We start from the raw sequence: 23,578 nt of genomic DNA on the forward strand, positions 1-23,578 counted from the left end.
GGGAGCGAGCTTGCTCGCGATAGCGGTGGTTCAGTTGTTGAAGAGGTTGGCTGTGCCGCCGTCATCGCGAGCAGGCTCGCTCCCACATTGCCCTGAGGTGAGCGCTGGATAGGTCTGAACCACAAAACCTCCTGTGGGAGCGAGCCTGCTCGCGATAGCGGTGATTCAGATGTTGAAGAGGTTGGCTGTGCCGCCGTCATCGCGAGCAGGCTCGCTCCCACATTGCCCTGAGGTGAGCGCAGCATAGGTCTGCACCCCGAATCTCCTGTGGGAGCGAGCTTGCTCGCGATAGCTGACTAACCGGTGACATAGGTATTGAATGAGCCGGCAAATCAGGCTTTGGGCAACGGCGCAAATAGCGCTTCGATATCGCTCTGCTCAAGTGCCAACCCACCCGTCATTCCGCCATCCAGCACACTGCCGGCCAACGCGGCCTTATCCTGCTGAAGAGCCTGCATCTTCTCCTCCACCGTGCCCCGGGCGATCAGCTTGTAAACAAACACAGGCTTGTTCTGACCGATCCGATAAGCCCTGTCGGTCGCCTGATTTTCCACCGCCGGGTTCCACCACGGATCGAAGTGAATCACCGTGTCCGCAGCCGTCAGATTGAGCCCCGTACCGCCAGCCTTGAGACTGATCAGGAACAGCGACACCTTGCCACTTTGAAAATCCCTCACCGGCGTGCGCCGATCCGTGGTGCTGCCGGTCAACAACGAATAGTCAAGGCTGCGCTTTTGCAGCTCCTCCTCAATCAAGGCCAGCATTGAGGTGAACTGGGAAAACAACAGAATCTTGCGCCCTTCGCTGAGCAGCTCTTCAAGCATCTCCATCAAACTGACCAACTTGCCGCTGCCGGAACGCAGCGCCTTGGGGGTCTGCGTGGTATTGAGCAACCGCAGGTCGCAGCAGACCTGGCGCAGCTTGAGCAACGCGTCCAGGATGATGATCTGGCTACGCCCCACGCCACTACGGGCAATTTCGTCGCGCACCTTCTTGTCCATGGCCACGCGCACGGTTTCATAGACATCCCGCTGCCCGTCACTGAGGTCGACCCAATGCACGATTTCAGTCTTGGGTGGCAGCTCGGTGGCGACCTGCTCTTTTTTGCGCCGCAGCAAGAAGGGTTTTATCCGGGCCGTCAGATGCCGCATACGCTCACTGTTGCCGTGCTTTTCAATTGGGGTCCGGTAGTCCCGGTTAAAGCTTTTGCTGTCCCCCAACCACCCCGGCAACAGGAAATGAAACAGCGACCAGAGTTCGCCCAAGTGATTTTCCAGAGGCGTGCCGGACAGGCACAGCCGCTGTCGGGCGTTGAGTTCGCGGGCAGCATGGGCGGCCTTGCTGGTGGGGTTCTTGATGTTCTGCGCTTCATCGAGAATCAGCACACTCCAGGCCTGGGGCTTTAACACCTCCAGATCCCGTGGCAACAAGGCATAAGTCGTCAATATCAGGTCGTACTGTGCCAGGCTGGCGAAGTCTTTTTGTCGGGCGGCGCCATGAAGCGCTACGACATTGAGTTGCGGTGCAAAGCGGGCCGCTTCGTCGAGCCAGTTGGGAATCAGGCTGGTGGGCATGACGGCGAGCGCCGGGACATCCAGACGTCCGGCTTGCTTCTCGCACAGCAGATGAGCCAGGGTCTGCAAGGTTTTACCCAGGCCCATGTCATCGCCCAGGATGCCGCCGACTTCCAGCTCACGCAGGGTCTGCATCCAATTGAGCCCTTCGAGCTGATAGGGTCGCAGCATAGCCTTGAGCCCCTCGGGCGCAGGGACATGCACATGAGTTGACTCGTGCAATCGCTTTGCGAAAGCGCGCAACCGCTCGCCACCCTGCCAGGCCAGGGGGAGACCTTCGAGCGCATTCAGCCTGGCCGCATCGAAGGCATTCAAACGTATCGAGTCGCCCCGATGTGCCTTCATGTACAACTCGCCGAGGGTCGCCATCAGCGGCTTGACCCGCCCATACGGCAACGCGACCTTCACGCCGGGGCCCACCATGAATTTTCCGCCGTTGAGATCGATCAACATCAACTGATCATCACGGCGCTGGTCGAGCTTGTCCGGGTCCATCATTTCGGGGCTCGAGCGAAGCAGGTGAAGCAAAATCGGCAGCAGGCTGTGCCGCTTGCCATTGACGACAACGCCCAACTGTAAATCGAACCACTCCTGGCCAGGAGATTCCTCGATGTCGGCGTACAGTTGCTCCACCGGTTGCAGATCGAAATGAAAGCCGTCTTCGATATCGACTTGCCAATGGGCGGCCCGCAATTGCGGCAGGCCATTATCCATGAACGCCAACCAGGCGGCGTCATCCGGCATCTGGAACATCTCACCCGCGCTACCCGCCAGTGCAAGGCTCTTGCGACTGGCCTTTTTGAAGCCTGCCTTGCGCAAAACGTTGCGAAAGGCTTGTTCGACATCCGGCTTACGCAGGATGCGCAACGTCTCGGTCCCAGACAGGACCGATACCTGCGCGGGTTCTTTATCGTCCGCAACATGACCGTCGTAAATGAAGGTCAACGCCGCACGATGCTCGGGAACCGATTTCCAGTGCCGAAGGTTGAGTTCGCTTCCCAACTTCAACATCGCCCGCGGCTCAACATCGTCGATGATGCGCTCGCTCAGTTTTTTTGGTGCAGGGACGGGGCGGTCGACAGCATTGAGCCGATGGCTGAAAAGCACGGCCTGGCGAGCGGGCACCTCTGGCGCGAGGCATAAATGGCAGGCCAGTTTGTCGTCCATTTCATAGCTCAGCCGGCCAAGCTCCCTGCGCGACACATCCAGATAATGAAGCGGCTCGAGCGGCAGAATCTTACCCGGAGGTTGATCGGCACTTTGCCACTGAGGCCTGTAGTTGCCGTTGGGTTGCTCAGCCCAAGAGAACTGCGCCGGCTTCCGAACCCCTGCGCTCAGCGGCTGCGGCGGGTCCAGCTCGAAGTACAAGCGCGAAGACTGCAATGCCAGCGCCAGTACATCGGCGCCATTGCGTCCTTGCAGCGGATAGCTGTTCATCTGCCCATGAAAGTGTTGACTGCTGATCAGCAACCGACCGATCTGCTGGTCAATGTCAGACATGTAGTTCGGCAAACGAATCAGCATGTCGGCAAGCTGGTAAAACGCTTTCAGATCCCGTAGGGAACCATCGTTGAGCTGACGGCCCTTGAAGAGTTCCAGCGCCCATCTCCCGGTTTCCGTGCTCTTGAGTTTGTAAAAGAGCCGGACATCGGAGTTATTGCCGGTGGCAGTCGAATCGGAACCTTGCGCAGGAATATGCTCAATCCAGGCTTCAAGATCGCGGCTCAGATGTTCGCTGCCGCAGCCGCCTTGCAGGGCTTGCTCATTCCACGCCAGATGGAACATGACCGCGACACAGTGCTTGCAATCGCTGCCAACCGGGCACGAGCATTCGTAACGAACCTCGTCGTAACCCTGATAACGAATGAGTTTGATCACCTGCTGGTAGACATTAGCCTTAGCCCCCTCGCATTCAGCGTGAACCAATCGTTCATCTACTTGCACTAGCCGGACGCGCGCTCCCGCGGCGTAGTCGAACCCACGAGCGAGCGTACGTTGATCGAACGACTCCGCCCACTCTGTCTCAAGAAGCTCTGCAATCGATCTAATCATGGGCGCAGGACTTTAATGATGGATAACAAAACCGAAAATCGGAGCCTTCCGAGAGCTTTGTACGAATAGCCCTTGCTGACAGCAGGAAACCTTTGCGCCCGTTTTCGCTGACTATTCCGCTAGCCAGCCATCAATACCCGCGCCAACGTCGACTTCACCTTCCCCATCCCGTCATGCAGCGCCTGCTCGATTTCCGCCATGGTGATCACAGCCGTGGACTTGCCCGCCGCCGGATTCACCACCAGCGCCAGGCAGGCGTAATCAAGCTCCAGTTCACGGGCCAGCGCCGCTTCCGGCATGCCGGTCATGCCGACGATGTCGCAACCGTCGCGCTCCAGGCGGGCGATTTCGGCCACGGTTTCCAGGCGCGGGCCCTGGGTGCAGGCGTAGACGCCATGGCTGCTGTAGCCACAGCCTTCGGCGGCCAGGGCGGCGATCAGTTGCTGGCGCAGCGCCTCGCTGTAGGGGTAGCTGAAATCAATGTGGGTAACCGCCTCCAGGTCATCGGCAAAATAGGTGTGCTGACGGCCGCTGGTGTAATCGATCAATTGGTGAGGCACGCAGAAATGCCCGGTCCCCATCGCGGCGTGAATCCCGCCCACGGCGTTGACCGCCAGGATCGCCTCGGCGCCGGCCTGCTTCAGGGCCCAGAGATTGGCGCGATAGTTCACTTGGTGAGGTGGAAAGCGATGAGGATGGCCGTGACGGGCCAGAAACAGCACTTCGCGCCCGGCGTAGTCACCGATCTGCACCTCGGCCGATGGCGCACCATAGGGCGTTTCTACTGCCAGGGACTGGCGAATGGTCAGACCTTCGAGTTGGGTCAGGCCAGTGCCGCCGATAATTGCGTAAACGGTCATGACAAATGTCCTTAATCGATCAGTTGGGCGGCTTTCAGCGCGCCGATTGCCGTCAGCCAGCGTGGGTCCTGGCGGTACTCGGTGGAGGCGAAGGCCTGCCCGCGCATGCGTGCGATGCGCGCCGATGGTTTGACCTTCAACTGCTGGGCGGCGCTCAAGGCCAGTTCGGCGGCGGCGCGGTCGTTGCACACCAGCCCCATGTCGCAACCGGCCGACAACGCCGCCTCGATACGACTGGCGGCATCACCCACCACATGAGCACCCGCCATCGACAGATCATCGCTGAAGATCACACCATCGAACTGCAATTCGCCACGCAGAATGTCCTGCAGCCAGCGCCGGGAAAAACCGGCCGGATTGGCATCGACCTGCGGATAAATGACATGGGCCGGCATGACGGCCGCCAGTTGCTTGCTCAGTTTGGCGAACGGAACGAGATCGTGGGCGCGGATCTGTTCAAGGCTGCGCTCATCGTTGGGAATGGCCACATGGGAATCGGCTTCGGCCCAGCCGTGGCCGGGGAAATGCTTGCCGGTGGCAGCCATACCGGCGGCGTTCATACCCCGAATGAAGGCACCTGCCAGCAGCGCTGCGCGCTCGGGGTCGCCTTCGAAGGCACGACTGCCGACCACCGCGCTACGTTGATGATCGAGGTCCAGCACCGGGGCAAAACTCAAATCGAGGCCGACCGCCAGCACTTCAGTGGCCATGATCCAGCCGCACTGCTCGGCCAGGTATTCGGCATTCGGGTTGTCGGCAATCGCCCGCATTGCCGGCAAACGCACAAACCCCTGGCGCAGGCGCTGCACACGCCCGCCTTCCTGATCGACCGCCAGCAGCAGGTCGGGGCGGATGGCGCGAATCGAGGCGCTCAGCTCGCGCACCTGGCGTGGATGCTCGATATTGCGAGCAAAAATGATCAGGCCACCCACTTCGGGCTGGCGCAACAGGTGGCGATCTTCGGCCGTCAACCAGGTACCGGCGACGTCCACCATCAACGAGCCTTGCAGGCCAGCAGTCATAATATTTCCTTGATAACAATGAACCCGCACAGCGGCGCACGCACGACCGCGCCGCCGGGCTCCAGGCCCGACAGGTCACGGTTATGCAATGAAATATAAAGCGGGTTCGAAACGAGAGTCGGCATGGGCCGCTAGCTTAGCGGATGTAGGCAGCCGCGCCCACCCGTGCACTCAGGCCTTGGCGAGCGCCGGGGTTGATTTGCTGCGCGGGCGCAACTGCGCGGCAGCCATGGCCTCATCGGTGACGCCACTTTCGGCGCGCATGCCAGCAGCCAGGAATGGCACCATCAGACGCATCACTTGCTCAATCGAGGTATTCACACCGAAATCGGTTTCAGCGATGGCCCGCAGCGCCTTGATGCCGGACATGCTGAAGGCAGCGGCGCCGAGCATGAAATGCACGCGCCAGAACAACTCGATCGGCGGAATGCGCGGCGCGGCCTCATTGACCAGAAGCATATAGCGGCGGAAAACCTTGCCGTACATGTCTTCCAGATAACGCCGCAGGTGGCCTTGGCTCTGGCTGAATGCCAGGCCCAGCAAGCGCATGAAAATGGAAAGGTCGTTACCGCTGCGTGGCTGCACGACAAGGGCTTGCTCGACCAGGATCTCCAGCAGCTCTTCCAGGGTTGGCTTGACGTCAGGCTTGGCCTGACGCCGCTCCAGCTCACGATCCAGGCTGACACAGAAAGGCCCGAGGAAACGCGAGAACACGGCCTGGATCAGCGCTTTCTTCGAACCGAAGTGATAATTCACCGCCGCCAGGTTCACCCCGGCCTTGCTGGTGATCAGACGCAATGAGGTTTCAGCGAAACCTTTTTCCGCGAACAATTGCTCGGCAGCATCGAGAATGCGTTCTACGGTTTCCGACTGGGCCATGGCTACTCCGCCTGACAAACACTTGTTTGAAACATACGTTTCAGCCTTGGGGTTGTCAAGCCTGCCGGGACGTTTTGCGAACGCTCGGTCAGATATTTAACCACACCTGCGGCCCGCTGTAGCCCATGACGTTTTTGCGGCCCGACCGACCGTCCAGCGGCCTGTGCGAAAAGGAGGATTGCCAAGCCGCGCCCACTGTATATAATCCCAGTCACTGTATAAAAAGACAGAGCGATCAATATGCTAAAGCTGACGCCACGCCAAGCAGAGATTCTGGCCTTCATCAAACGCTGCCTCGAAGACAACGGCTACCCGCCGACCCGCGCGGAAATCGCCCAGGAACTGGGCTTCAAGTCGCCCAACGCGGCTGAAGAGCACCTCAAGGCGCTGGCTCGCAAGGGCGCTATCGAAATGACCCCGGGCGCGTCCCGTGGCATTCGCATCCCCGGCTTCGAGGCCAAGGCCGACGAAACCACCCTGCCGATCATCGGCCGGGTAGCAGCAGGTGCTCCGATCCTCGCCGAGCAGCATGTCGAGGAATCCTGCAACATCAACCCATCGTTCTTCCATCCGCGAGCTGACTACCTTCTTCGCGTGCACGGCATGAGCATGAAGGACATCGGCATCTTCGACGGCGACCTTCTTGCGGTCCACACCACTCGCGAAGCCCGCAACGGCCAGATCGTGGTGGCGCGAATCGGTGATGAAGTGACCGTCAAGCGTTTCAAGCGCGACGGCAGCAAGGTCTGGCTGATTGCCGAGAACCCCGAGTTCGCCCCCATCGAAGTCAATCTTAAAGATCAGGATCTGGTCATCGAAGGCTTGAGTGTCGGCGTTATTCGCCGCTAAAGGAGGCTTTATGCAGTTCCCACACACACCACAACACACTCAACTTCCGCTGTTCGAGGCGTTCATGGCCCAACCGCTGGTTCCCGCCCTCAAAGAGGTGATCGAGTCACCTTGGGGCGCCGAGCCCGAGGCCTTCAGCGAACTGTCGTTACGTGGTGCCGCCGGGAACTGCCTGAACCTGCTGGCGCCGATCCTGCGAGAGCTGAGCCAGGACCAGGACGCTCGCTGGCTGACGCTGATCGCACCACCGGCCAGTGTTACCCAGGCCTGGCTGCGAGATGCGGGCCTGAACCGTGAGCGCATCCTGCTGCTACAACCGCGGGGCACTCAAAGCGCCCAGCAACTGACCTGCGAAGCGTTGCGCCTGGGCCGCAGCCATACGGTGGTCAGTTGGCTCAATCCGTTGACCACAACCGCACGGCAACAGTTGATCAGCGCCGCGCGCACCGGGGACGCACAAAGCCTGAATATTCGATTGGGCTAAAAAACGCAGGGCTTCTCCAGGGCAGAGAAGCCGGCCAGGAACACTATCGTCCAAAAAGCCGACAGGCGGGATCAATGAAGAACCCGCGGCCCCTCTTCCTTGTTGAATTCGCCTTCAACCAGACGACCTGCCATCTGCACGCCCACACTCAACATCGCCTTGGCGACTTCGACGTGCTGGCCTTGCAGGAAGGCTTTGGCGTCCTCAGAGAAGTTCAAGGTAACCAGAGAACCCTCGTCCTCGGCCCTGCGCAGCTCGATGCGGCCATCAGGAAGTTCGACAATTTCTAGAAAGGACGTTGGCATAAAAGTCTGTTCTCCACGAAAGGCGAGGATTATATAGTCATCGGCCAGGCTTCGCTCGGGATCTTGACCAAGCGTTATGGGCGAATATTACGGATCGGGGGAAAACTCAGCACTCGTTCAGCCCTTCGCGAAAGCGAATTGCCAGGCTCTTGAGGTTCTGACGCCAGCTTTCCAGCTCCTCCCGGCTCAACGCTTGCTCGGGCTCTTCTTCGTCCAGATTGACCGCCATGATCAAAGGCTGGGTCACGTCGCCCTTAGGCTTGCGAGGAGCGCGGGGCGGCTCAAACAGTGCCGCGTGTGCCGCCAACAGTTGCGCCAGCCAGGTTTGCGGGTTGTGCGCCAGCTCGACCATTTCGGCCAGTTCCGGAATGGCGACGGTTTCCAACACTTCTTGTGTCAACAACAGTTCGGCCCGGGGCGCATTTGCCTGCGGCAGACGGTAGAAACCGGCAATTTCGTGGCAAAGCCCCAACAACGCGCCGTACAGATGAAACAGCGCTGATTCGCGCCCAGCCTGGGTCAGCGCGGGGGAATTCATCGCACGCCCATCCTCTGCCCTGGCGAGCGCTTCGAGCGACAGGCCGGCGAAATAAATTTTCTGATTGGTGCGGGTGTAGAGTTCGTGGGCCATGGCGGCATTCTCCCCAACGAAGTAAAAGCTTCACGCAAGGGCGACAGTGTCGTGGAACAACCGAGGCCACTGCAAGGCAAAAACAAAGAGGCCGCATGAAAACCTACGGGTTGTCATGCGGCCTTTTGTTTACTTGAGGCTATTGGGACGGCTGCGCCCGAAATATCGGACTGGTCCAGCGGGAGCAAGCTCCCTCGCCACAGGGAGCCCTAAAGCAAGCCCCCCTCTTCAGACAAGCCTTGGTGATCAGCGCTTGTCTTCAACCTTCCATTTGCCGCCGTCGTAGTACGCCTTCCAGCCGGTTGGCTTGCCGTCGACTTCGGTCTGCACGTACTGCTCCTTGGTCTTGCGGCTGTAACGAATCACCGCCGGCCGACCCTCCGGATCCTTCTGCGGAGCTTCGCAGAGGAAATGGTACTTCGGATCGATTTCGTCCTTGTGCGGCACGATCTCCAGCACCAGCGGCGCACGGGTCTCGCGGTTTTTCGGGAACTGGCTCGCCGCCAGGAACAGGCCGGACGCGCCGTCGCGCAGGATGTAGGTGTCGTTGACCTTCTCGCACTTGAGTTCAGGCATCTTCACCGGGTCCATCTTCGGCGGCGCCGCATCACCGCTCTTGAGCAGTTTGCGGGTGTTCTTGCAGGTCGGATTGGTGCAGCCGAAGAACTTGCCGAAACGGCCGGTCTTGAGCTGCATCTCACTGCCACACTTGTCGCACTCAAGGCTCGGACCTTCATAGCCCTTGATGCGATAGGTGCCCTCTTCGATCTCGTAACCGGCGCAATCGGGATTGTTACCGCAGATGTGCAGCTTGCGCTTCTCATCCAACAGGTAGGCATCCATCGCTGTGCTGCAGATCGGGCAGCGGTGCTTGCCGCGCAGCACCAGGGATTCCGATTCACCCTCGTCGTCCGCGGCGATTTCGTCGCCCGGCACCAGGTTGACCGTCGCCTTGCAGCGCTCTTTGGGAGGCAGGCTGTAGCCCGAGCAACCCAGGAACACGCCAGTCGAGGCGGTACGGATCTGCATCGGACGACCACACGTCAGGCACGGGATGTCGGTCATGACGGGCTGGTTGGCCCGCATGCCGTTCTCGGCACTTTCGGCTACTTCGAGTTTTTTCTTGAAGTCGCCATAAAACTCGTCGAGGACGTTTTTCCAGTCCCGCTCACCCTGGGCCACATCGTCGAGGTTCTCTTCCATGCCGGCGGTGAAGCCGTAGTCCATCAGGTTGGAGAAACTCTCGGACAAACGTTCGGTAACGATGTCGCCCATCTTTTCCGAATAGAACCGACGATTGTGCAGCGCCACGTAGCCGCGGTCCTGGATGGTGGAAATGATCGCTGCGTAGGTCGAAGGACGACCGATGCCACGCTTTTCCATTTCCTTGACCAGGCTGGCTTCCGAATACCGGGCCGGCGGTTTGGTGAAGTGCTGGGTCGGATCAAGCTTGATCAACTTCATCACATCGCCCTGGGCCATGTCAGGCAGGACGTCGTCGTCACCCGGCTTGGTGATTTGCGGCATGACGCGGGTGTAGCCGTCGAACTTCAGGATGCGGCCCTTGGCGCGCAGCTCGAAGTCGCCAGCACCGACGGTGACCGTGGTCGACAGGTATTGCGCCGGCAGCATCTGGCAGGCCAGGAACTGGCGCCAGATCAGCTCGTAGAGGCGCTCGGCATCGCGCTCCATGCCCGACAGCTTGCTTGGCTCGGTGTTGGCATCGGAGGGACGAATCGCTTCGTGAGCCTCTTGTGCGCCTTCCTTGCTGCTGTAGACGTTCGGCGTCTCCGGCAGGTATTTCTTGCCGAACTCGCTTTCTATATAAGTGCGCGCCATTGTCACGGCATCGGCCGAGAGGTTGGTCGAGTCGGTACGCATGTACGTGATGTAGCCCGCTTCGTACAAACGCTGGGCCATCATCATGGTTTTCTTCACGCCGAAACCCAGGCGGTTGCTCGCTGCCTGTTGCAACGTGGAGGTGATGAACGGTGCCGACGGCTTGCTGCTGGTCGGCTTGTCTTCACGCTTGACGATGCTGTAGCTGGAAGCCTTGAGCTTCTCCAGCGCAGCCATGGCCTGAGCTTCGTTGAGCGGCTTGAAGGCTTCACCCTTCTCACGGGCCACGTCGAAGCGCACGGTGGCGCCCTTGGCGGTGCCGAGGTCGGCGTGGACTTCCCAGTATTCTTCAGGGATGAACGCACGGATCTCCCGCTCGCGCTCCACCACCAGCTTCACGGCGACCGACTGCACACGCCCGGCCGACAGGCCACGGGCGATCTTGGCCCACAGCAGAGGCGAGACCATGTAGCCCACCACGCGATCAAGGAAGCGCCGCGCCTGTTGGGCGTTGACCCGATCGATGTCCAGCTCGCCTGGCTGGGAGAAGGCCTCCTGGATGGCCTTCTTGGTGATTTCGTTGAACACCACGCGCTTGTAGCGGCTGTCATCCCCACCGATGGCTTCGCGCAGGTGCCAGGCAATGGCTTCCCCTTCGCGGTCCAAGTCCGTCGCCAGATAGATGGTGTCGGCATCCTTGGCGAGCCGACGCAGTTCTTCGATGACCTTTTCCTTGCCCGGGAGGATCTCGTACTTGGCTTTCCAGCCGTGTTCCGGATCAACCCCCATGCGCGAGACCAGCTGCTTGCGCGCCTTGTCCTTGGGCGACAGCGCCGGCGCTTCACCGGCAGCAGCCTTGCCGCGCTTGGCGGCTGGCTCCTTGCTGGCGCTAGCCGAACCGCTGGTGGGCAGGTCTCGGATATGGCCGATACTCGACTTCACCACGTATTGGTTGCCCAGATACTTGTTGATGGTCTTGGCCTTAGCCGGGGATTCCACAATGACCAGCGATTTGCCCATGGATCAGAAAATTCCTGAATTCTAAAAAGTGAAAGGCGGTTGGCGCCTGACGCGGCACCGCTATATATAGTGGCTGCAAGGTGAGGTCAAGCGCAGGGTTGCCCCGGTATCGGCCTCAAGGCTTGGAAAAAAGGCTCTCTTCGGCCTGCACCAAAGCAAAGCGTGGCACCTGCTCGCCGTCAACTTCGACAGACTCCTGGAACATGCTCAACGGTCGTACCCAAAAGCCGTAATCGCCATACAGGGCTTGATAGAAGACCACTTCTTCCTCGGTCTCGGAATGCCGCGCGATGCTGAATACGCGGTACTGCGGACCTTTGTAATGTTGGTAGAGCCCAGGTTGTATCGGCATGCTTCGGCCCTCGCTCAAATATTTTTTAAATAAAAACAAAATCTTTTTTTCTAAACCCGGAAAAACAAAAACCGGGGCACTTGGCCCCGGCTTCCATCGACGTAACGCTTAGACGCGTTCGAAGACAGTGGCGATGCCCTGGCCAAGGCCAATGCACATAGTGGACACCCCAAAGGTGCCGCCGTTCTGCTTCATGACGTTGAGCAGCGTGCCGGAGATACGCGCACCGGAGCAACCGAACGGGTGACCCAGGGCGATCGCGCCGCCGTGCAGGTTAACCTTCTCGTTCATCTTGTCGAGCACTTTCAGATCTTTCAGCACTGGCAGGGCCTGTGCGGCGAAAGCTTCGTTGAGCTCGAAGAAGTCGATATCGGAAATACTCAGACCCGCACGCTTCAAGGCTTTCTGCGTCGCCGGTACTGGACCATAGCCCATGATTGCCGGGTCAACACCGGCCACGGCCATCGAACGAATCACCGCCATCGGCTGGATGCCCAGGTCCTGGGCACGCTGGGCCGACATCACGATCATGCACGAAGCACCGTCGGTGATCTGCGAAGAAGTACCGGCTGTCACGGTGCCGCCCTTTGGATTGAAGGCCGGCTTGAGGGCTGCCAGGCTTTCCAGGGTGGTTTCCGGACGAATGGTTTCGTCGTAGTCGAACAATTTCAGGAAACCGTTCTCGTCATAGCCCTGCATCGGGATGATTTCGTCCTTGAACTTGCCTTCCACGGTCGCCTTGTGGGCGAGCTGGTGGGAGCGCACGCCGAAGGCGTCCTGCTGTTCGCGGGTGATGCCGTGCATTTTGCCGAGCATTTCCGCGGTCAGGCCCATCATGCCCGAGGCTTTTGCCGCGTACAGCGACATGTGCGGGTTCGGATCGACGCCGTGCATCATGCTCACGTGGCCCATGTGCTCGACACCGCCGACGACGAACACATCACCGTTGCCGGTCATGATCGCCTGAGCAGCGGTATGCAGCGCGCTCATGGATGAACCGCACAGACGGCTGACAGTCTGTCCGGCCGCGGTGTGAGGGATCTGGGTCATCAGCGAAGCCATGCGGGCGATGTTCCAGCCCTGCTCCAGGGTCTGGTTCACACAGCCCCAGATTACGTCTTCGACTTCGTTGGGGTCGACCTTGACGTTACGTTCCAGCAGCTTGCTGATCAGGTGCGCCGACATGTCTTCGGCGCGGGTGTTGCGGTGCATGCCGCCCTTGGAGCGGCCCATCGGCGTACGACCGAAGTCGACAATCACGACGTCTCTAGGATTCAAGCTCATAAATGTTCTCTCGCTCTAGTCGTTGGGCGCTTAACCGAAGAAGCTCTGGCCGTTCTTGGCCATTTCACGCAGCTTCGCGGTCGGGTGGTACAGCGCGCCCAAATCAGCGTACTGGTCTGCCAGGGCAACGAACTCGGCCACACCGATCGAATCGATGTAGCGCAGCGCACCGCCACGGAATGGAGGGAAACCGATACCGTAGACCAGACCCATGTCGGCTTCGGCGGCGGTTTCAACAATGCCGTCTTCCAGGCAACGCACGGTTTCAAGGCACAGCGGGATCATCATCCAGTTGATGATGTCCTCGTCGGTGACTTCGCGCTGCTCGTAGACGATCGGCTTGAGCACTTCCAGCACCGACGAATCGGCCACTTTCTTCTGCTTGCCGCGCTTGTCAGTCTCGTAGGCGTAGAAGCCCTTGCCGTTCTTCTGGCCCAGGCGCTTGGCTTCGTAGAGCACGTCGACGGCCGACCGGCGGTCGTCTTTCATGCGGTCCGGGAAGCCTTCAGCCATGACGTCACGACCATGGTGGCCGGTGTCGATGCCGACCACATCCATCAGGTACGCAGGGCCCATTGGCCAGCCGAATTTTTCCATGATCTTGTCGATGCGCACAAAGTCCACACCGGCGCTGACCAGCTTGGCGAAACCGCCGAAGTATGGGAACAGTACGCGGTTGACCAAAAAGCCCGGGCAGTCGTTGACGACGATCGGGTTCTTGCCCATTTTCTTGGCGTAGGCCACGGTGGTGGCGATCGCTAGTTCGCTGGACTTCTCGCCACGGATCACTTCCACCAGCGGCATCATGTGCACCGGGTTGAAGAAGTGCATGCCGACGAAGTTTTCCGGACGCTTGAGGGCCTTGGCCAGCAGCGAGATGGAAATGGTCGAGGTGTTCGAAGCGAGGATGGTGTCCTCTTTGACCTTGTCTTCGACTTCAGCCAGTACCGCCTGCTTGACCTTCGGGTTCTCGACAACGGCTTCGACCACCAGGTCGACATGGCCGAAATCGCCGTAGGACAGGGTCGGACGAATGCCGTTGAGCACTTCGGCCATCTTCGCCGCGGTCATGCGACCTTTATCGACGCGGCCAACCAGCAGCTTGGCCGCCTCGGCCAGGCCTTGCTCGATACCGTGTTCGTTGATGTCTTTCATCAGGATCGGCGTGCCTTTGGACGCCGACTGATAGGCGATACCGCCACCCATTATACCGGCGCCGAGTACGGCGGCCTGCTTCACGTCACGGGCGATTTCGTCGTAGGCTTTGGCCTTTTTCTTCAGTTCCTGGTCATTGAGGAACAGACCGATGAGGCTTTGTGCAGCCGAGGTCTTGGCCAGTTTGACGAAGCCGGCGGCTTCGACTTCCAGGGCCTTGTCGCGACCGAAGTTCGCGGCTTTCTGGATGGTCTTGATCGCTTCGACCGGCGCCGGGTAGTTCGGGCCTGCTTGACCTGCGACGAAACCCTTGGCGGTTTCGAAAGCCATCATTTGTTCGATGGCATTGAGCTTGAGCTTTTCCAGCTTCGGCTGGCGCTTGGCCTTGTAGTCGAACTCGCCACTGATGGCGCGCTTGATTGTTTCAAGGGCCGCTTCCTGGAGTTTGCCAGGCTCGACCACGGCATCCACGGCGCCGACTTTCAGTGCGTCTTCTGCACGGTTTTCCTTGCCGGCGGCAATCCACTCGATGGCGTTGTCGGCACCGATCAGGCGCGGCAGACGCACGGTACCGCCAAAGCCCGGGTAGATGCCCAGCTTGACTTCCGGCAGGCCGATCTTGGCCGTGCTGGACATGACGCGGTAATCCGCTGCCAGGCACATCTCAAGGCCGCCACCCAGGGCGATGCCGTTGATGGCCGCGACGGTCGGTACGTTGAGGTCTTCGAAGTCGCTGAAAATACGGTTCGCTTCGAGGTTGCCAGCGATCAGTTCGGCATCGGGCAGCTTGAAGTTATCGACGAATTCGGTGATGTCGGCGCCGACGATGAAGACGTCCTTGCCGCTGCTGACGATCACACCCTTGATCGAAGCATCTGCCTTGATAGTGTCCACAGCCTGACGCAGTTCATTCAGGGTTAGACGGTTGAACTTGTTGACGGACTCACCCTTGAGATCGAACTTCAGTTCGACGATGCCACTTTCAAGAGCCTTAACCGTGATGGCTTTACCTTCGTAAATCATCAACTGATCTCCACGATATGGAAGCTGAACAGTACACGTTGAACGCTGACTGCTGGTTCGGCATTGACGTTTACCGCCGATGCTACGCCAATCCGCCAGGCACACCCGTCAACGCGATAGTCGGGGTTCTGTAGGAACGTTCGGAAAATACAAACGCTCAATTCATACGCCCGTTTGATTTGGGTACGCCACCTTCACGGAATTTCCGACAATTGTCAATCGCCCTAAACAGGGGCTTGAACGCGACTTCCCGGTCATTTGCGTACCGCCCGGATCCGCAACACGGCGCTGCATGTACAGCCATTCATAGGATCAATAATTAGAAAAGTCGCCCTAATTCCAAGCGCGCTGGATTCAACCGACTACTCTGTCGGGAGCGCGATTGAAGATTTTGAGCAAAGGACGTTACGAACGAACGTCCGGATAGGCGTTTTGATTACCGGCCTGCCTGGCCAACCCCGCCCGATGAGACTGTCGGGCTTTTTTATGCCTCAGGCCAGCGCCTTGAGCACCGCGCAAATATCCTGCAACACAGCGGCTTCGCCCTTCTCGCCCCAATACAAGGCGATCATTTGCCCATCGGCCTCGATTTTGTAGACGTTGGCTGGCAATTTTTCGAAATGATTGAGCAACGACTCATCCTGGCAGACTTCGCGCCACTGATTGACCCATACGCCCGGCGCGGTTTGCCAGTAGGTCCAGATAGCCGGCTGCTTGCCCCGTCGGGGCCGATGGTACTGGGCGCAGGGGTTTGGCGCCTGCTGCCCGAGCCAGTGGGGCCACTCCTGCGGAGCCAGTTGCATGGCCAGGCCAAGGCGTCGCGCCTCCATGCGCAACGCCATGCGACCGCTCTGAACACGGGACGGGCGCAACCATGCCAGGGGGCTTAATACCACCAACAGGATTGACACCACTATCCAGACCGTCATATTCGTACTCCCCGAATTCTGATGAGCCATGACGATTGACCCACGTCGCCGTCGATGCGCTTGAAACCAGCCATACTTACCGTATCGCAATTCTCTGGAGTGCCTTCCATGTACTACGAACACGTCCTGGTCGCCGTCGACCTCACTGAAGAATGTGATCCCGTCGTCAAGCGTGCTCTGGCCCTTTGCGAAGGTCGAGACACCAAACTGTCGCTGGTTCACATCGTCGAACCCATGGCCATGGCCTTCGGTGGTGATGTGCCGATGGACCTTTCCCAGTTGCAACAACAACAATTCGATCAAGCCAAGGAACGCCTTGACCGGCTGATCGTGAAATACCCCGCCCTGAAAAAGGAATACAGCCACCTGACCTACGGCCAGCCGCGTCAGGAGATCCATCACCTGGCCAAGGAACAGGGTTGCGACCTGATCGTCGTGGGTAGCCATGGCCGTCATGGCCTGGCACTGCTGTTGGGCTCTACAGCCAACGACGTGCTGCATGGCGCGCCTTGCGATGTGCTCGCGGTGCATCTGGTCAAGCGCACATAAAACCTAAACCTGTGGGAGCGAGCTTGCTCGCGATAGCGTCCTGACAGTCAACATTGAAGTCGACTGATACACCGCTATCGCGAGCAAGCTCGCTCCCACAGGGGAATAGCGTTTCAAATAGAAATCCCGGCGTTCATCTCTGAGCACCGGGATTCTTTACAACAGTGGATCAAGCGTCCAGTTCAGCCCAGCGCTCGACCAGCGCATCCAGCTCGGCCTGCAGCTGCTCCAGATGCGCGATCACCTTGGCGGTTTCAGCCGCAGGGCGCTGGTAGAAGCCAATGTCAGCCATTTCGGCTTGCACCGCTGCGATCTGCTGTTCCTTCGCGTCGATATCACCCGGCAATGCTTCCAGCTCACGCTGCAACTTGTAGCTGAGCTTCTTCTTTGCCGGTGCCGCCGCCGGTGCCGCAGCAACCGGAGCAGGCTCGGCCTTGACCACCGCCGAATTCAGGTCAGCCTTGCCGGACTTGCTCTCAGTCACGCCCAGCAAGCGCGGCGAGCCGCCCTGGCGCAGCCAGTCCTGATAACCACCGACGTATTCACGCACCAGGCCTTCGCCTTCGAACACCAGGGTGCTGGTCACCACGTTGTCGAGGAATGCCCGGTCGTGGCTGACCATCAGCACAGTGCCGTTGAAGGTCAGCAGCACCTCTTCCAGCAACTCGAGGGTTTCCACGTCCAGGTCGTTGGTCGGTTCGTCGAGCACCAGCAGGTTCGCCGGCTTGCTGAACAGTTTGGCCAGCAGCAGACGGGCACGTTCACCGCCGGACAGCGCCTTGACCGGGGTACGAGCACGTTGAGGGCTGAACAGGAAGTCGCCCAGATAGCTCAACACATGGCGGCTCTGGCCATCGATGTCGATGAAATCGCGGCCTTCGGCAACGTTGTCGATGACGGTTTTTTCAAGATCCAACTGATGGCGCAACTGGTCGAAGTAGGCGACGTCGATCTTCGTGCCCTCCTCCACCTTGCCATTGGTCGGTACCAGACCGCCGAGCATCAGCTTGAGCAAGGTGGTCTTGCCGGTGCCGTTGGCGCCCAGCAGGCCAATGCGGTCACCACGCTGCAGCACCATGGAAAAGTCCTTGATCAGGAACGGGCCGCCAGGGTGCGCAAAACTCACGTTCTCAAGAACCATCACCTGCTTGCCGGACTTGTCAGCGGTATCCAGCTGAATATTGGCCTTGCCGGTGCGCTCGCGACGCTCACTGCGTTCCATGCGCAGTGCCTTGAGCGCTCGTACACGGCCTTCGTTGCGGGTGCGACGGGCCTTGATACCCTGGCGAATCCAGACTTCTTCCTGGGCCAGCTTCTTGTCGAACAGCGCGTTTGCGGTTTCTTCCGCCGCCAGCGCCGCTTCCTTGTGCACCAGGAAGCTGGCGTAGTCGCCGTTCCAGTCGATCAGGCCGCCGCGATCCAGTTCGAGGATACGGGTCGCCAGGTTTTGCAGGAAAGAACGGTCGTGCGTGATGAACAGCACCGCGCCCTGGAAATCCTTCAGGGCTTCTTCAAGCCAGGCGATGGCGCCGATGTCCAGGTGGTTGGTGGGCTCGTCGAGCAGCAGCAGGTCCGGCTCGGACACCAGGGCCTGGGCCAGCAGCACCCGGCGACGCCAGCCACCGGACAGCTCGGCCAGGGTCTTGTCGGCCGGCAGTTGCAGACGGCTCAGGGTGCTGTCCACCAACTGCTGCAGGCGCCAGCCATCGCGGGCTTCGAGGTCGTGCTGCACATGCATCAACTTGTCCAGGTCGGCATCGGTGACGATGTTCTGGCTCAGGTGGTGATACTCGGCCAGCAGCGCGCCGACACCGTCCAGGCCTTCGGCGACCACGTCGAACACCGTCCGCTCGTCGGCCACCGGCAGTTCCTGGGGCAATTCGCCGATTTTCAGGCCTGGTGCGCGCCAGACCGAGCCGTCATCGGGCTTCTGATCGCCCTTGACCAGCTTCATCATGCTGGACTTGCCAGTGCCGTTGCGGCCGATGATGCACACCCGCTCACCACGGGCGATCTGCCAGGACACCTTGTCCAACAACGGCATAGCGCCGAAAGCAAGGGACACATCGCTGAATTTGAGCAGGGTCATGAGCTTCTCCAAAAACCGGGCGCGCATTCTACCTGAGATGAGGCCTCAGAAGTCCGCCAATTTCGCCCTCGAAGCACTCTGCATAACAAATGTTGCGAACTTGCGCGGATGACCCCGCAAAGCTTTCGCCCATTGCTGGCAAAAGGCTAAGCTACAGACAGTTACCCTGGGTCAAACCTTGGGCTTGTCATGTTTTTTTCTGCCCGGACGTATCATGCGCAGTCGCCTTTTCAGTGTTTTATCTTGCTTGTTTGTATGTGCCACTGCCGTTCAAACCGCCCAGGCGGTGGATATCTCCACCCAGCGTCAGTATTACGATGAAGCCAAGCGTGCCTTGGCCAAAGGTGATTCCGGCCCCTATTTTCGCTACAGCCAGGCCCTGCGTGACTATCCGCTGGAACCCTACCTGGCCTACGACGAACTGACCGCTCGCCTCAAGAGCGCCAGTAATGCCGAAATCGAGAAATTTCTCGCCGAACATGGCGACCTGCCCCAGGCCAACTGGATGAAGCTGCGCTGGTTGCGCTGGCTGGCCGACCGTGGCGATTGGGCGACCTTCGTCAAGTACTACGACCCCAAGCTCAACTTCACCGAACTGGACTGCCTCAACGCCCAGTATCAGCTCAGTCATGGCCTCAAGGCCGAAGGCTACGCCAACACCGAAAAGCTTTGGCTCACCGGCAAATCCCAACCGGCCGCGTGTGATGCGCTGTTCGGCCTGTGGGCGACCCAGGGTCAACTGACTGAACAGAAGCGCTGGGAGCGCGCCAAACTGGCCGCCCAGGCCCGCAATTATCCACTGGCTAAAAGCCTGATCAGCGGCCTGAGCACCCTCGCCCCTCGCGGCCAACTGCTGATAGACGTGGCGCAAAAACCGGAACTGCTCAATCAGCCATCGCGTTTCCGCCCGGCCGATGAGCCGATGGCCGATATCGTCAGCCTCGGCTTGCGGCGCCTGGCCCGTCAGGATCCAGAGAAAGCCATGGCGCTGTTGGACGGCTACGCCAGCACCATGCATTTTTCCAAGCCTGAGAAAGTCGCCATCGCCCGGGAAATTGGCCTGACCCTGGCCAAGCGTTTCGACAGTCGCGCCTTGGGCGTGATGACAAAATATGACCCGGAACTGCGCGACGATACCGTCTCGGAATGGCGCTTGCGCCTGCTGTTGCGCCTGGCCCGCTGGGACGACGCCTATGAGTTGACCCGCCGCCTGCCCGAGACGCTGGCCAGCACCAGTCGCTGGCGTTACTGGCAGGCCCGCAGCCTGGAGCTGGCGCAGCCTCAGAATCCCGAGGCGCTGACGCTTTACAAGCATCTGGCCCGTGAGCGGGACTTCTACGGTTTCCTGGCCGCCGATCGTTCTCAATCGCCCTATTCGCTCAACAACAAGCCGCTGGTGATGAGCCAGGCGCTGATCAATAAAGTGCGCAACACACCGGGTATTCGTCGGGCCCTGGAGTTTCATGCCCGGGGTCAGATCGTCGACGGTCGCCGCGAGTGGTATCACGTCACTCGCCACTTCAACCGGGACGAGATGGTCGCCCAGGCGAAACTGGCCTACGACCTGAAATGGTACTTCCCGGCGATCCGCACCATCAGCCAGGCCAAGTATTGGGACGACCTGGATATTCGCTTCCCAATGGCCTACCGCGACACCCTGGTGCGTGAAGCCAAGGTTCGCGGCCTGCATTCAAGCTGGGTGTTCGCCATCACTCGACAGGAAAGTGCCTTCATGGAAGATGCGCGCTCCGGTGTTGGCGCCAGCGGCCTGATGCAGTTGATGCCGGCCACCGCCAAGGAAACCGCACGCAAGTTCAACATCCCGCTGGCCTCGCCCAAGCAAGTGCTGAACCCGGACAAGAACATCCAGCTGGGCGCGGCGTACCTGAGCCAGGTTCACAGCCAGTTCAACGGCAACCGCGTCCTGGCCTCCGCCGCCTACAATGCCGGCCCTGGTCGGGTGCGCCAGTGGCTGCGCGGTGCCGACCACCTGAGCTTCGATGTCTGGGTCGAAAGCATCCCCTTCGACGAAACCCGGCAATACGTACAGAACGTGTTGTCGTACTCGGTGATCTACGGCCAGAAACTCAACTCGCCGCAACCGCTGGTGGACTGGCATGAGCGCTATTTTGATGATCAGTGAGTGGGCAGCAGCAAGCCATAGGCTTCAAGCGGCAAGTTGTTCCTGAAAAAATGCCCGCATCTTTCGATGCGGGCATTTTTTTGCTCGGTTGCAGACCCTGTGGGAGCGAGCCTGCTCGCGATAGCGGTGTGACAGTCGACCTCATGGTTGCCTATCTGCCCCTATCCCGAGCAGGCTCGCTCCCACATTGGTTTCGGCTCAGCAGGCTCACGGAACAGAATCACCCTGCTGATTGAACTGCAACGCTGCCAATCGCGCATACAACGCGTTACTGGCCACCAGTTCCTGATGGGTGCCCACGGCGACTACTTTGCCCTGATCCATCACCGCGATCCGGTCGGCATTTTTCACCGTGGCCAGGCGGTGGGCGATGACCAGGGTGGTGCGATTTTTCATCAGGCTGGGCAGCGCTTGCTGGATCAAGTGTTCGCTTTGCGCGTCGAGGGCGCTGGTGGCTTCGTCCAATAGCAGGATCGGTGCGTCCACCAACAGCGCTCGGGCGATGGCCAGACGCTGGCGTTGACCGCCGGATAACCCCAGACCGCCGTCACCCAGGTGGGTCTGGTAACCCTCCGGCATTTTTTCGATGAAATCGTGGGCATGGGCGATCTGCGCGGCTTCGCGCACCTGCTCGGACGTCGCCTCGGGGTTGCCGTAGCGGATGTTCTCTTCAACCGTGCCGAAAAACAGCGCCGGATTCTGCGAAACCAGGGCGAAATGGCGACGCAGGTCCAGTGGATCGAGCTGGGTCAGCGGCACATCATCGATGAGAATCCGCCCTTGCGCCGGGTCGTAGAAGCGCAGGAGCAAGTCATACACCGTGGATTTCCCGGCACCGGACGGCCCGACCAGGGCCAGGGTCTCGCCAGCCTGGACGCTCAGGTCCAGGCCGTCGACCGCATAGCTGTCCGGCCGGGACGGATAAGAGAAGCGCACGCCTTCAAGACGTAAATCACCCCGTACCCGCTCAGGCAGAGTCACCAGGCCAGAAACCGGCGGCTGGATGATGTTTTCCGAGCGCAGCAATTCGGCAATGCGCTCAGCCGCACCAGCCGCCCGCTGCAACTCGCCGATGACTTCGCTCAGGGTGCCGAAAGCGCTGCCGACGATCAGGCTGTAGAACACAAACGCCGCCAGCTCACCCCCGGAAATCCGTCCGGCGATCACATCCATTCCCCCGACCCAGAGCATCACCCCCACCGCCCCCAGCACCAGCACGATCACCAGTGTGATCAGCCAGGCCCGCTGGGCGATGCGCTTGCGGGCGGTGTCGAAGGCCTGCTCCACGGTCACGGCAAAGCGCCGTTCATCCTGGACCTGATGATTGTAGGCCTGCACGGTTTTGATCTGGCCGAGGGTCTCGGAGACGTAGCTACCGACATCGGCAATGCGGTCCTGGCTCTGGCGCGACAGGCTGCGCACCCGCCGCCCGAATATCAGGATCGGCGCCAAGACCAACGGCAGTGCGATCACCACGATACTGGTGAGTTTGGGGTTGGTGATGAACAACAACACAATGCCGCCGACCACCATCAAGGCGTTACGCAAGAATAGCGACAACGACGAGCCGATCACTGACTGCAACAAGGTCGTATCGGCGGTCAGGCGCGACTGGATTTCCGAGCTGCGGTTGTTTTCGTAAAAGCCCGGGTGCAGGTACACCAGATGGTTGAAGACCTGCCGGCGGATATCGGCCACCACTCGTTCGCCAATCCAGGACACCAGGTAGAAACGGGAAAAAGTGCCGATCGCCAATCCCACCACGAGCACCATGAACAGGCCAATGGACTGGTTGAGCAGGTGCGGGGAGCGCGTCATGAAGCCCTGGTCCACCAGCAACCGGATGCCTTGCCCCATGGACAAAGTGATTGCGGCGGTGACGATAAGGGCCAATAAGGCGCCAGCAACCTGCTTGCGATAAGGAGCAATGAAGCCACTGGCCAGACGTATGGCACGGCGTTGTTGGGAAGAGAGCATCAGAAGCATCCGATAATGCAGCAGGAAATGGACCGCCCGGCGACACCGAAGCGCAGCGGAACTTGGTTGAATCAGAATGAGTCAGGTTAAATATGACCGTAGCGACTAGAGGCTAGATGTTATCGGTCTAAAGTCTGGCTGGAAACGCGACCGTGTTTCTGATTGAGTGGAGCTGTCGCCATGAACCTACAAGGAGTGTCATGGCTCGGTCACCTGGCGACACTAAAATAGGCACACAACCTGATGAGGAGACAGGCCATGTCCTTGCAACACAGCAGCGACGACAAGATTCAAGTGATCCGCACGCAACCGGACCAGTCTCTGGGCTGCTCGTTCATCGACGCCCAAGGGCGCGAAGTACCGATCACCGAAGACATGATCCAGAAAGCCTGCAGCGAGCTGGAAAAACGACTGGTCAAGCCTGCCGAACAAAAGTGATACAGCCCGTCTTCATTGAACCCGACCATGATGTCGGGTTTTTTATGCCCGCAGCCTTTGCGGTCTCCTGTGACCTGGCGCTTGTGGGTTGGCTCTTGTGGCGAGGGAGCTTGCTCCCGCTCGG

At 59.8% G+C, this 23,578-nt stretch carries 18 protein-coding genes; 5 read left to right on the plus strand and 13 right to left on the minus strand.

What is annotated here, in order from left to right:
• Positions 1-332: 332 nt before the first annotated feature.
• The 4 genes from PSEUDOMOFG3G_RS17300 to PSEUDOMOFG3G_RS17315 all read right to left on the minus strand — a co-directional run bounded on the left by PSEUDOMOFG3G_RS17300 (position 333) and on the right by PSEUDOMOFG3G_RS17315 (position 6,387).
• Complete coding sequence (locus tag PSEUDOMOFG3G_RS17300; RefSeq protein ID WP_139050708.1) at positions 333-3,626, minus strand: DEAD/DEAH box helicase; 3,294 nt, start codon at positions 3,624-3,626, stop codon at positions 333-335.
• A gap of 119 nt (positions 3,627-3,745) precedes the next feature.
• A complete protein-coding gene (locus tag PSEUDOMOFG3G_RS17305) occupies positions 3,746-4,486 on the minus strand; it encodes an S-methyl-5'-thioinosine phosphorylase (RefSeq protein WP_047227213.1) in 741 nt (246 codons plus the stop codon).
• Positions 4,487-4,497: 11 nt separating this feature from the next.
• Positions 4,498-5,496 carry a beta-N-acetylhexosaminidase gene (gene nagZ / locus PSEUDOMOFG3G_RS17310; RefSeq protein ID WP_171061395.1) on the minus strand — a complete coding sequence of 333 codons (999 nt, stop codon included), beginning with the start codon at positions 5,494-5,496 and terminating at the stop codon, positions 4,498-4,500.
• Positions 5,497-5,679: 183 nt separating this feature from the next.
• Entirely contained in the window at positions 5,680-6,387 is a 708-nt protein-coding gene (locus PSEUDOMOFG3G_RS17315) for a TetR/AcrR family transcriptional regulator (protein WP_047227211.1), read from the minus strand.
• A gap of 240 nt (positions 6,388-6,627) precedes the next feature.
• Here PSEUDOMOFG3G_RS17315 and lexA point away from each other — a divergent pair, with 240 nt between their 5' ends.
• The gene (lexA, locus tag PSEUDOMOFG3G_RS17320) at positions 6,628-7,236 is read left to right on the plus strand and encodes a transcriptional repressor LexA (RefSeq protein ID WP_047227210.1); all 609 of its coding nucleotides are present in this window, start codon (positions 6,628-6,630) and stop codon (positions 7,234-7,236) included.
• A gap of 10 nt (positions 7,237-7,246) precedes the next feature.
• A complete protein-coding gene (gene sulA / locus PSEUDOMOFG3G_RS17325; RefSeq protein WP_047227209.1) occupies positions 7,247-7,720 on the plus strand; it encodes an SOS-induced cell division inhibitor SulA in 474 nt (157 codons plus the stop codon).
• A 71-nt stretch (positions 7,721-7,791) separates the two neighbouring features.
• On the opposite strand, the gene PSEUDOMOFG3G_RS17330 is transcribed toward sulA, so the two are convergent.
• The 7 genes from PSEUDOMOFG3G_RS17330 to PSEUDOMOFG3G_RS17360 form a co-directional block, all read right to left on the minus strand.
• Positions 7,792-8,025: a hypothetical protein gene (locus PSEUDOMOFG3G_RS17330; protein WP_047227208.1), complete on the minus strand. Its 234-nt coding sequence runs from the start codon at positions 8,023-8,025 to the stop codon at positions 7,792-7,794.
• A 106-nt stretch (positions 8,026-8,131) separates the two neighbouring features.
• Positions 8,132-8,656 carry a DUF6586 family protein gene (locus tag PSEUDOMOFG3G_RS17335; protein ID WP_107322906.1) on the minus strand — a complete coding sequence of 175 codons (525 nt, stop codon included), beginning with the start codon at positions 8,654-8,656 and terminating at the stop codon, positions 8,132-8,134.
• Positions 8,657-8,902: 246 nt separating this feature from the next.
• The gene (gene topA / locus PSEUDOMOFG3G_RS17340) at positions 8,903-11,515 is read right to left on the minus strand and encodes a type I DNA topoisomerase (RefSeq protein ID WP_047227206.1); all 2,613 of its coding nucleotides are present in this window, start codon (positions 11,513-11,515) and stop codon (positions 8,903-8,905) included.
• A gap of 115 nt (positions 11,516-11,630) precedes the next feature.
• Entirely contained in the window at positions 11,631-11,867 is a 237-nt protein-coding gene (locus PSEUDOMOFG3G_RS17345) for a DUF1653 domain-containing protein (RefSeq protein WP_047227205.1), read from the minus strand.
• 108 nt (positions 11,868-11,975) lie between these two features.
• On the minus strand, positions 11,976-13,151 hold the full coding sequence (gene fadA, locus PSEUDOMOFG3G_RS17350; RefSeq protein ID WP_025212747.1) for an acetyl-CoA C-acyltransferase FadA: 1,176 nt from the start codon (positions 13,149-13,151) through the stop codon (positions 11,976-11,978).
• Positions 13,152-13,181: 30 nt separating this feature from the next.
• On the minus strand, positions 13,182-15,329 hold the full coding sequence (fadB, locus tag PSEUDOMOFG3G_RS17355) for a fatty acid oxidation complex subunit alpha FadB (RefSeq protein WP_047227204.1): 2,148 nt from the start codon (positions 15,327-15,329) through the stop codon (positions 13,182-13,184).
• A 491-nt stretch (positions 15,330-15,820) separates the two neighbouring features.
• Complete coding sequence (locus PSEUDOMOFG3G_RS17360) at positions 15,821-16,258, minus strand: hypothetical protein (protein WP_076385600.1); 438 nt, start codon at positions 16,256-16,258, stop codon at positions 15,821-15,823.
• A gap of 108 nt (positions 16,259-16,366) precedes the next feature.
• On the opposite strand from PSEUDOMOFG3G_RS17360, the gene PSEUDOMOFG3G_RS17365 reads away from it, so the two are divergent.
• On the plus strand, positions 16,367-16,807 hold the full coding sequence (locus PSEUDOMOFG3G_RS17365; protein ID WP_047227202.1) for a universal stress protein: 441 nt from the start codon (positions 16,367-16,369) through the stop codon (positions 16,805-16,807).
• 169 nt (positions 16,808-16,976) lie between these two features.
• Here the strand turns inward: PSEUDOMOFG3G_RS17365 and PSEUDOMOFG3G_RS17370 are convergent, their stop codons facing one another.
• Positions 16,977-18,896 carry an ATP-binding cassette domain-containing protein gene (locus PSEUDOMOFG3G_RS17370; protein ID WP_076385602.1) on the minus strand — a complete coding sequence of 640 codons (1,920 nt, stop codon included), beginning with the start codon at positions 18,894-18,896 and terminating at the stop codon, positions 16,977-16,979.
• A gap of 214 nt (positions 18,897-19,110) precedes the next feature.
• On the opposite strand from PSEUDOMOFG3G_RS17370, the gene PSEUDOMOFG3G_RS17375 reads away from it, so the two are divergent.
• Positions 19,111-21,039, plus strand: coding sequence for a transglycosylase SLT domain-containing protein (locus PSEUDOMOFG3G_RS17375; protein WP_076385604.1), 1,929 nt, complete (start codon positions 19,111-19,113; stop codon positions 21,037-21,039).
• Positions 21,040-21,246: 207 nt separating this feature from the next.
• Here PSEUDOMOFG3G_RS17375 and PSEUDOMOFG3G_RS17380 read toward each other — a convergent pair whose 3' ends face one another.
• A complete protein-coding gene (locus PSEUDOMOFG3G_RS17380) occupies positions 21,247-23,025 on the minus strand; it encodes an ABC transporter transmembrane domain-containing protein (RefSeq protein WP_160892048.1) in 1,779 nt (592 codons plus the stop codon).
• A 249-nt stretch (positions 23,026-23,274) separates the two neighbouring features.
• On the opposite strand from PSEUDOMOFG3G_RS17380, the gene PSEUDOMOFG3G_RS17385 reads away from it, so the two are divergent.
• On the plus strand, positions 23,275-23,454 hold the full coding sequence (locus PSEUDOMOFG3G_RS17385; RefSeq protein WP_003199629.1) for a PA1571 family protein: 180 nt from the start codon (positions 23,275-23,277) through the stop codon (positions 23,452-23,454).
• Positions 23,455-23,578 lie beyond the last annotated feature (124 nt).

Source organism: Pseudomonas sp. FG-3G (assembly GCF_901007645.1).
In the GTDB taxonomy this organism is placed as follows: domain Bacteria; phylum Pseudomonadota; class Gammaproteobacteria; order Pseudomonadales; family Pseudomonadaceae; genus Aquipseudomonas; species Aquipseudomonas rhizophila.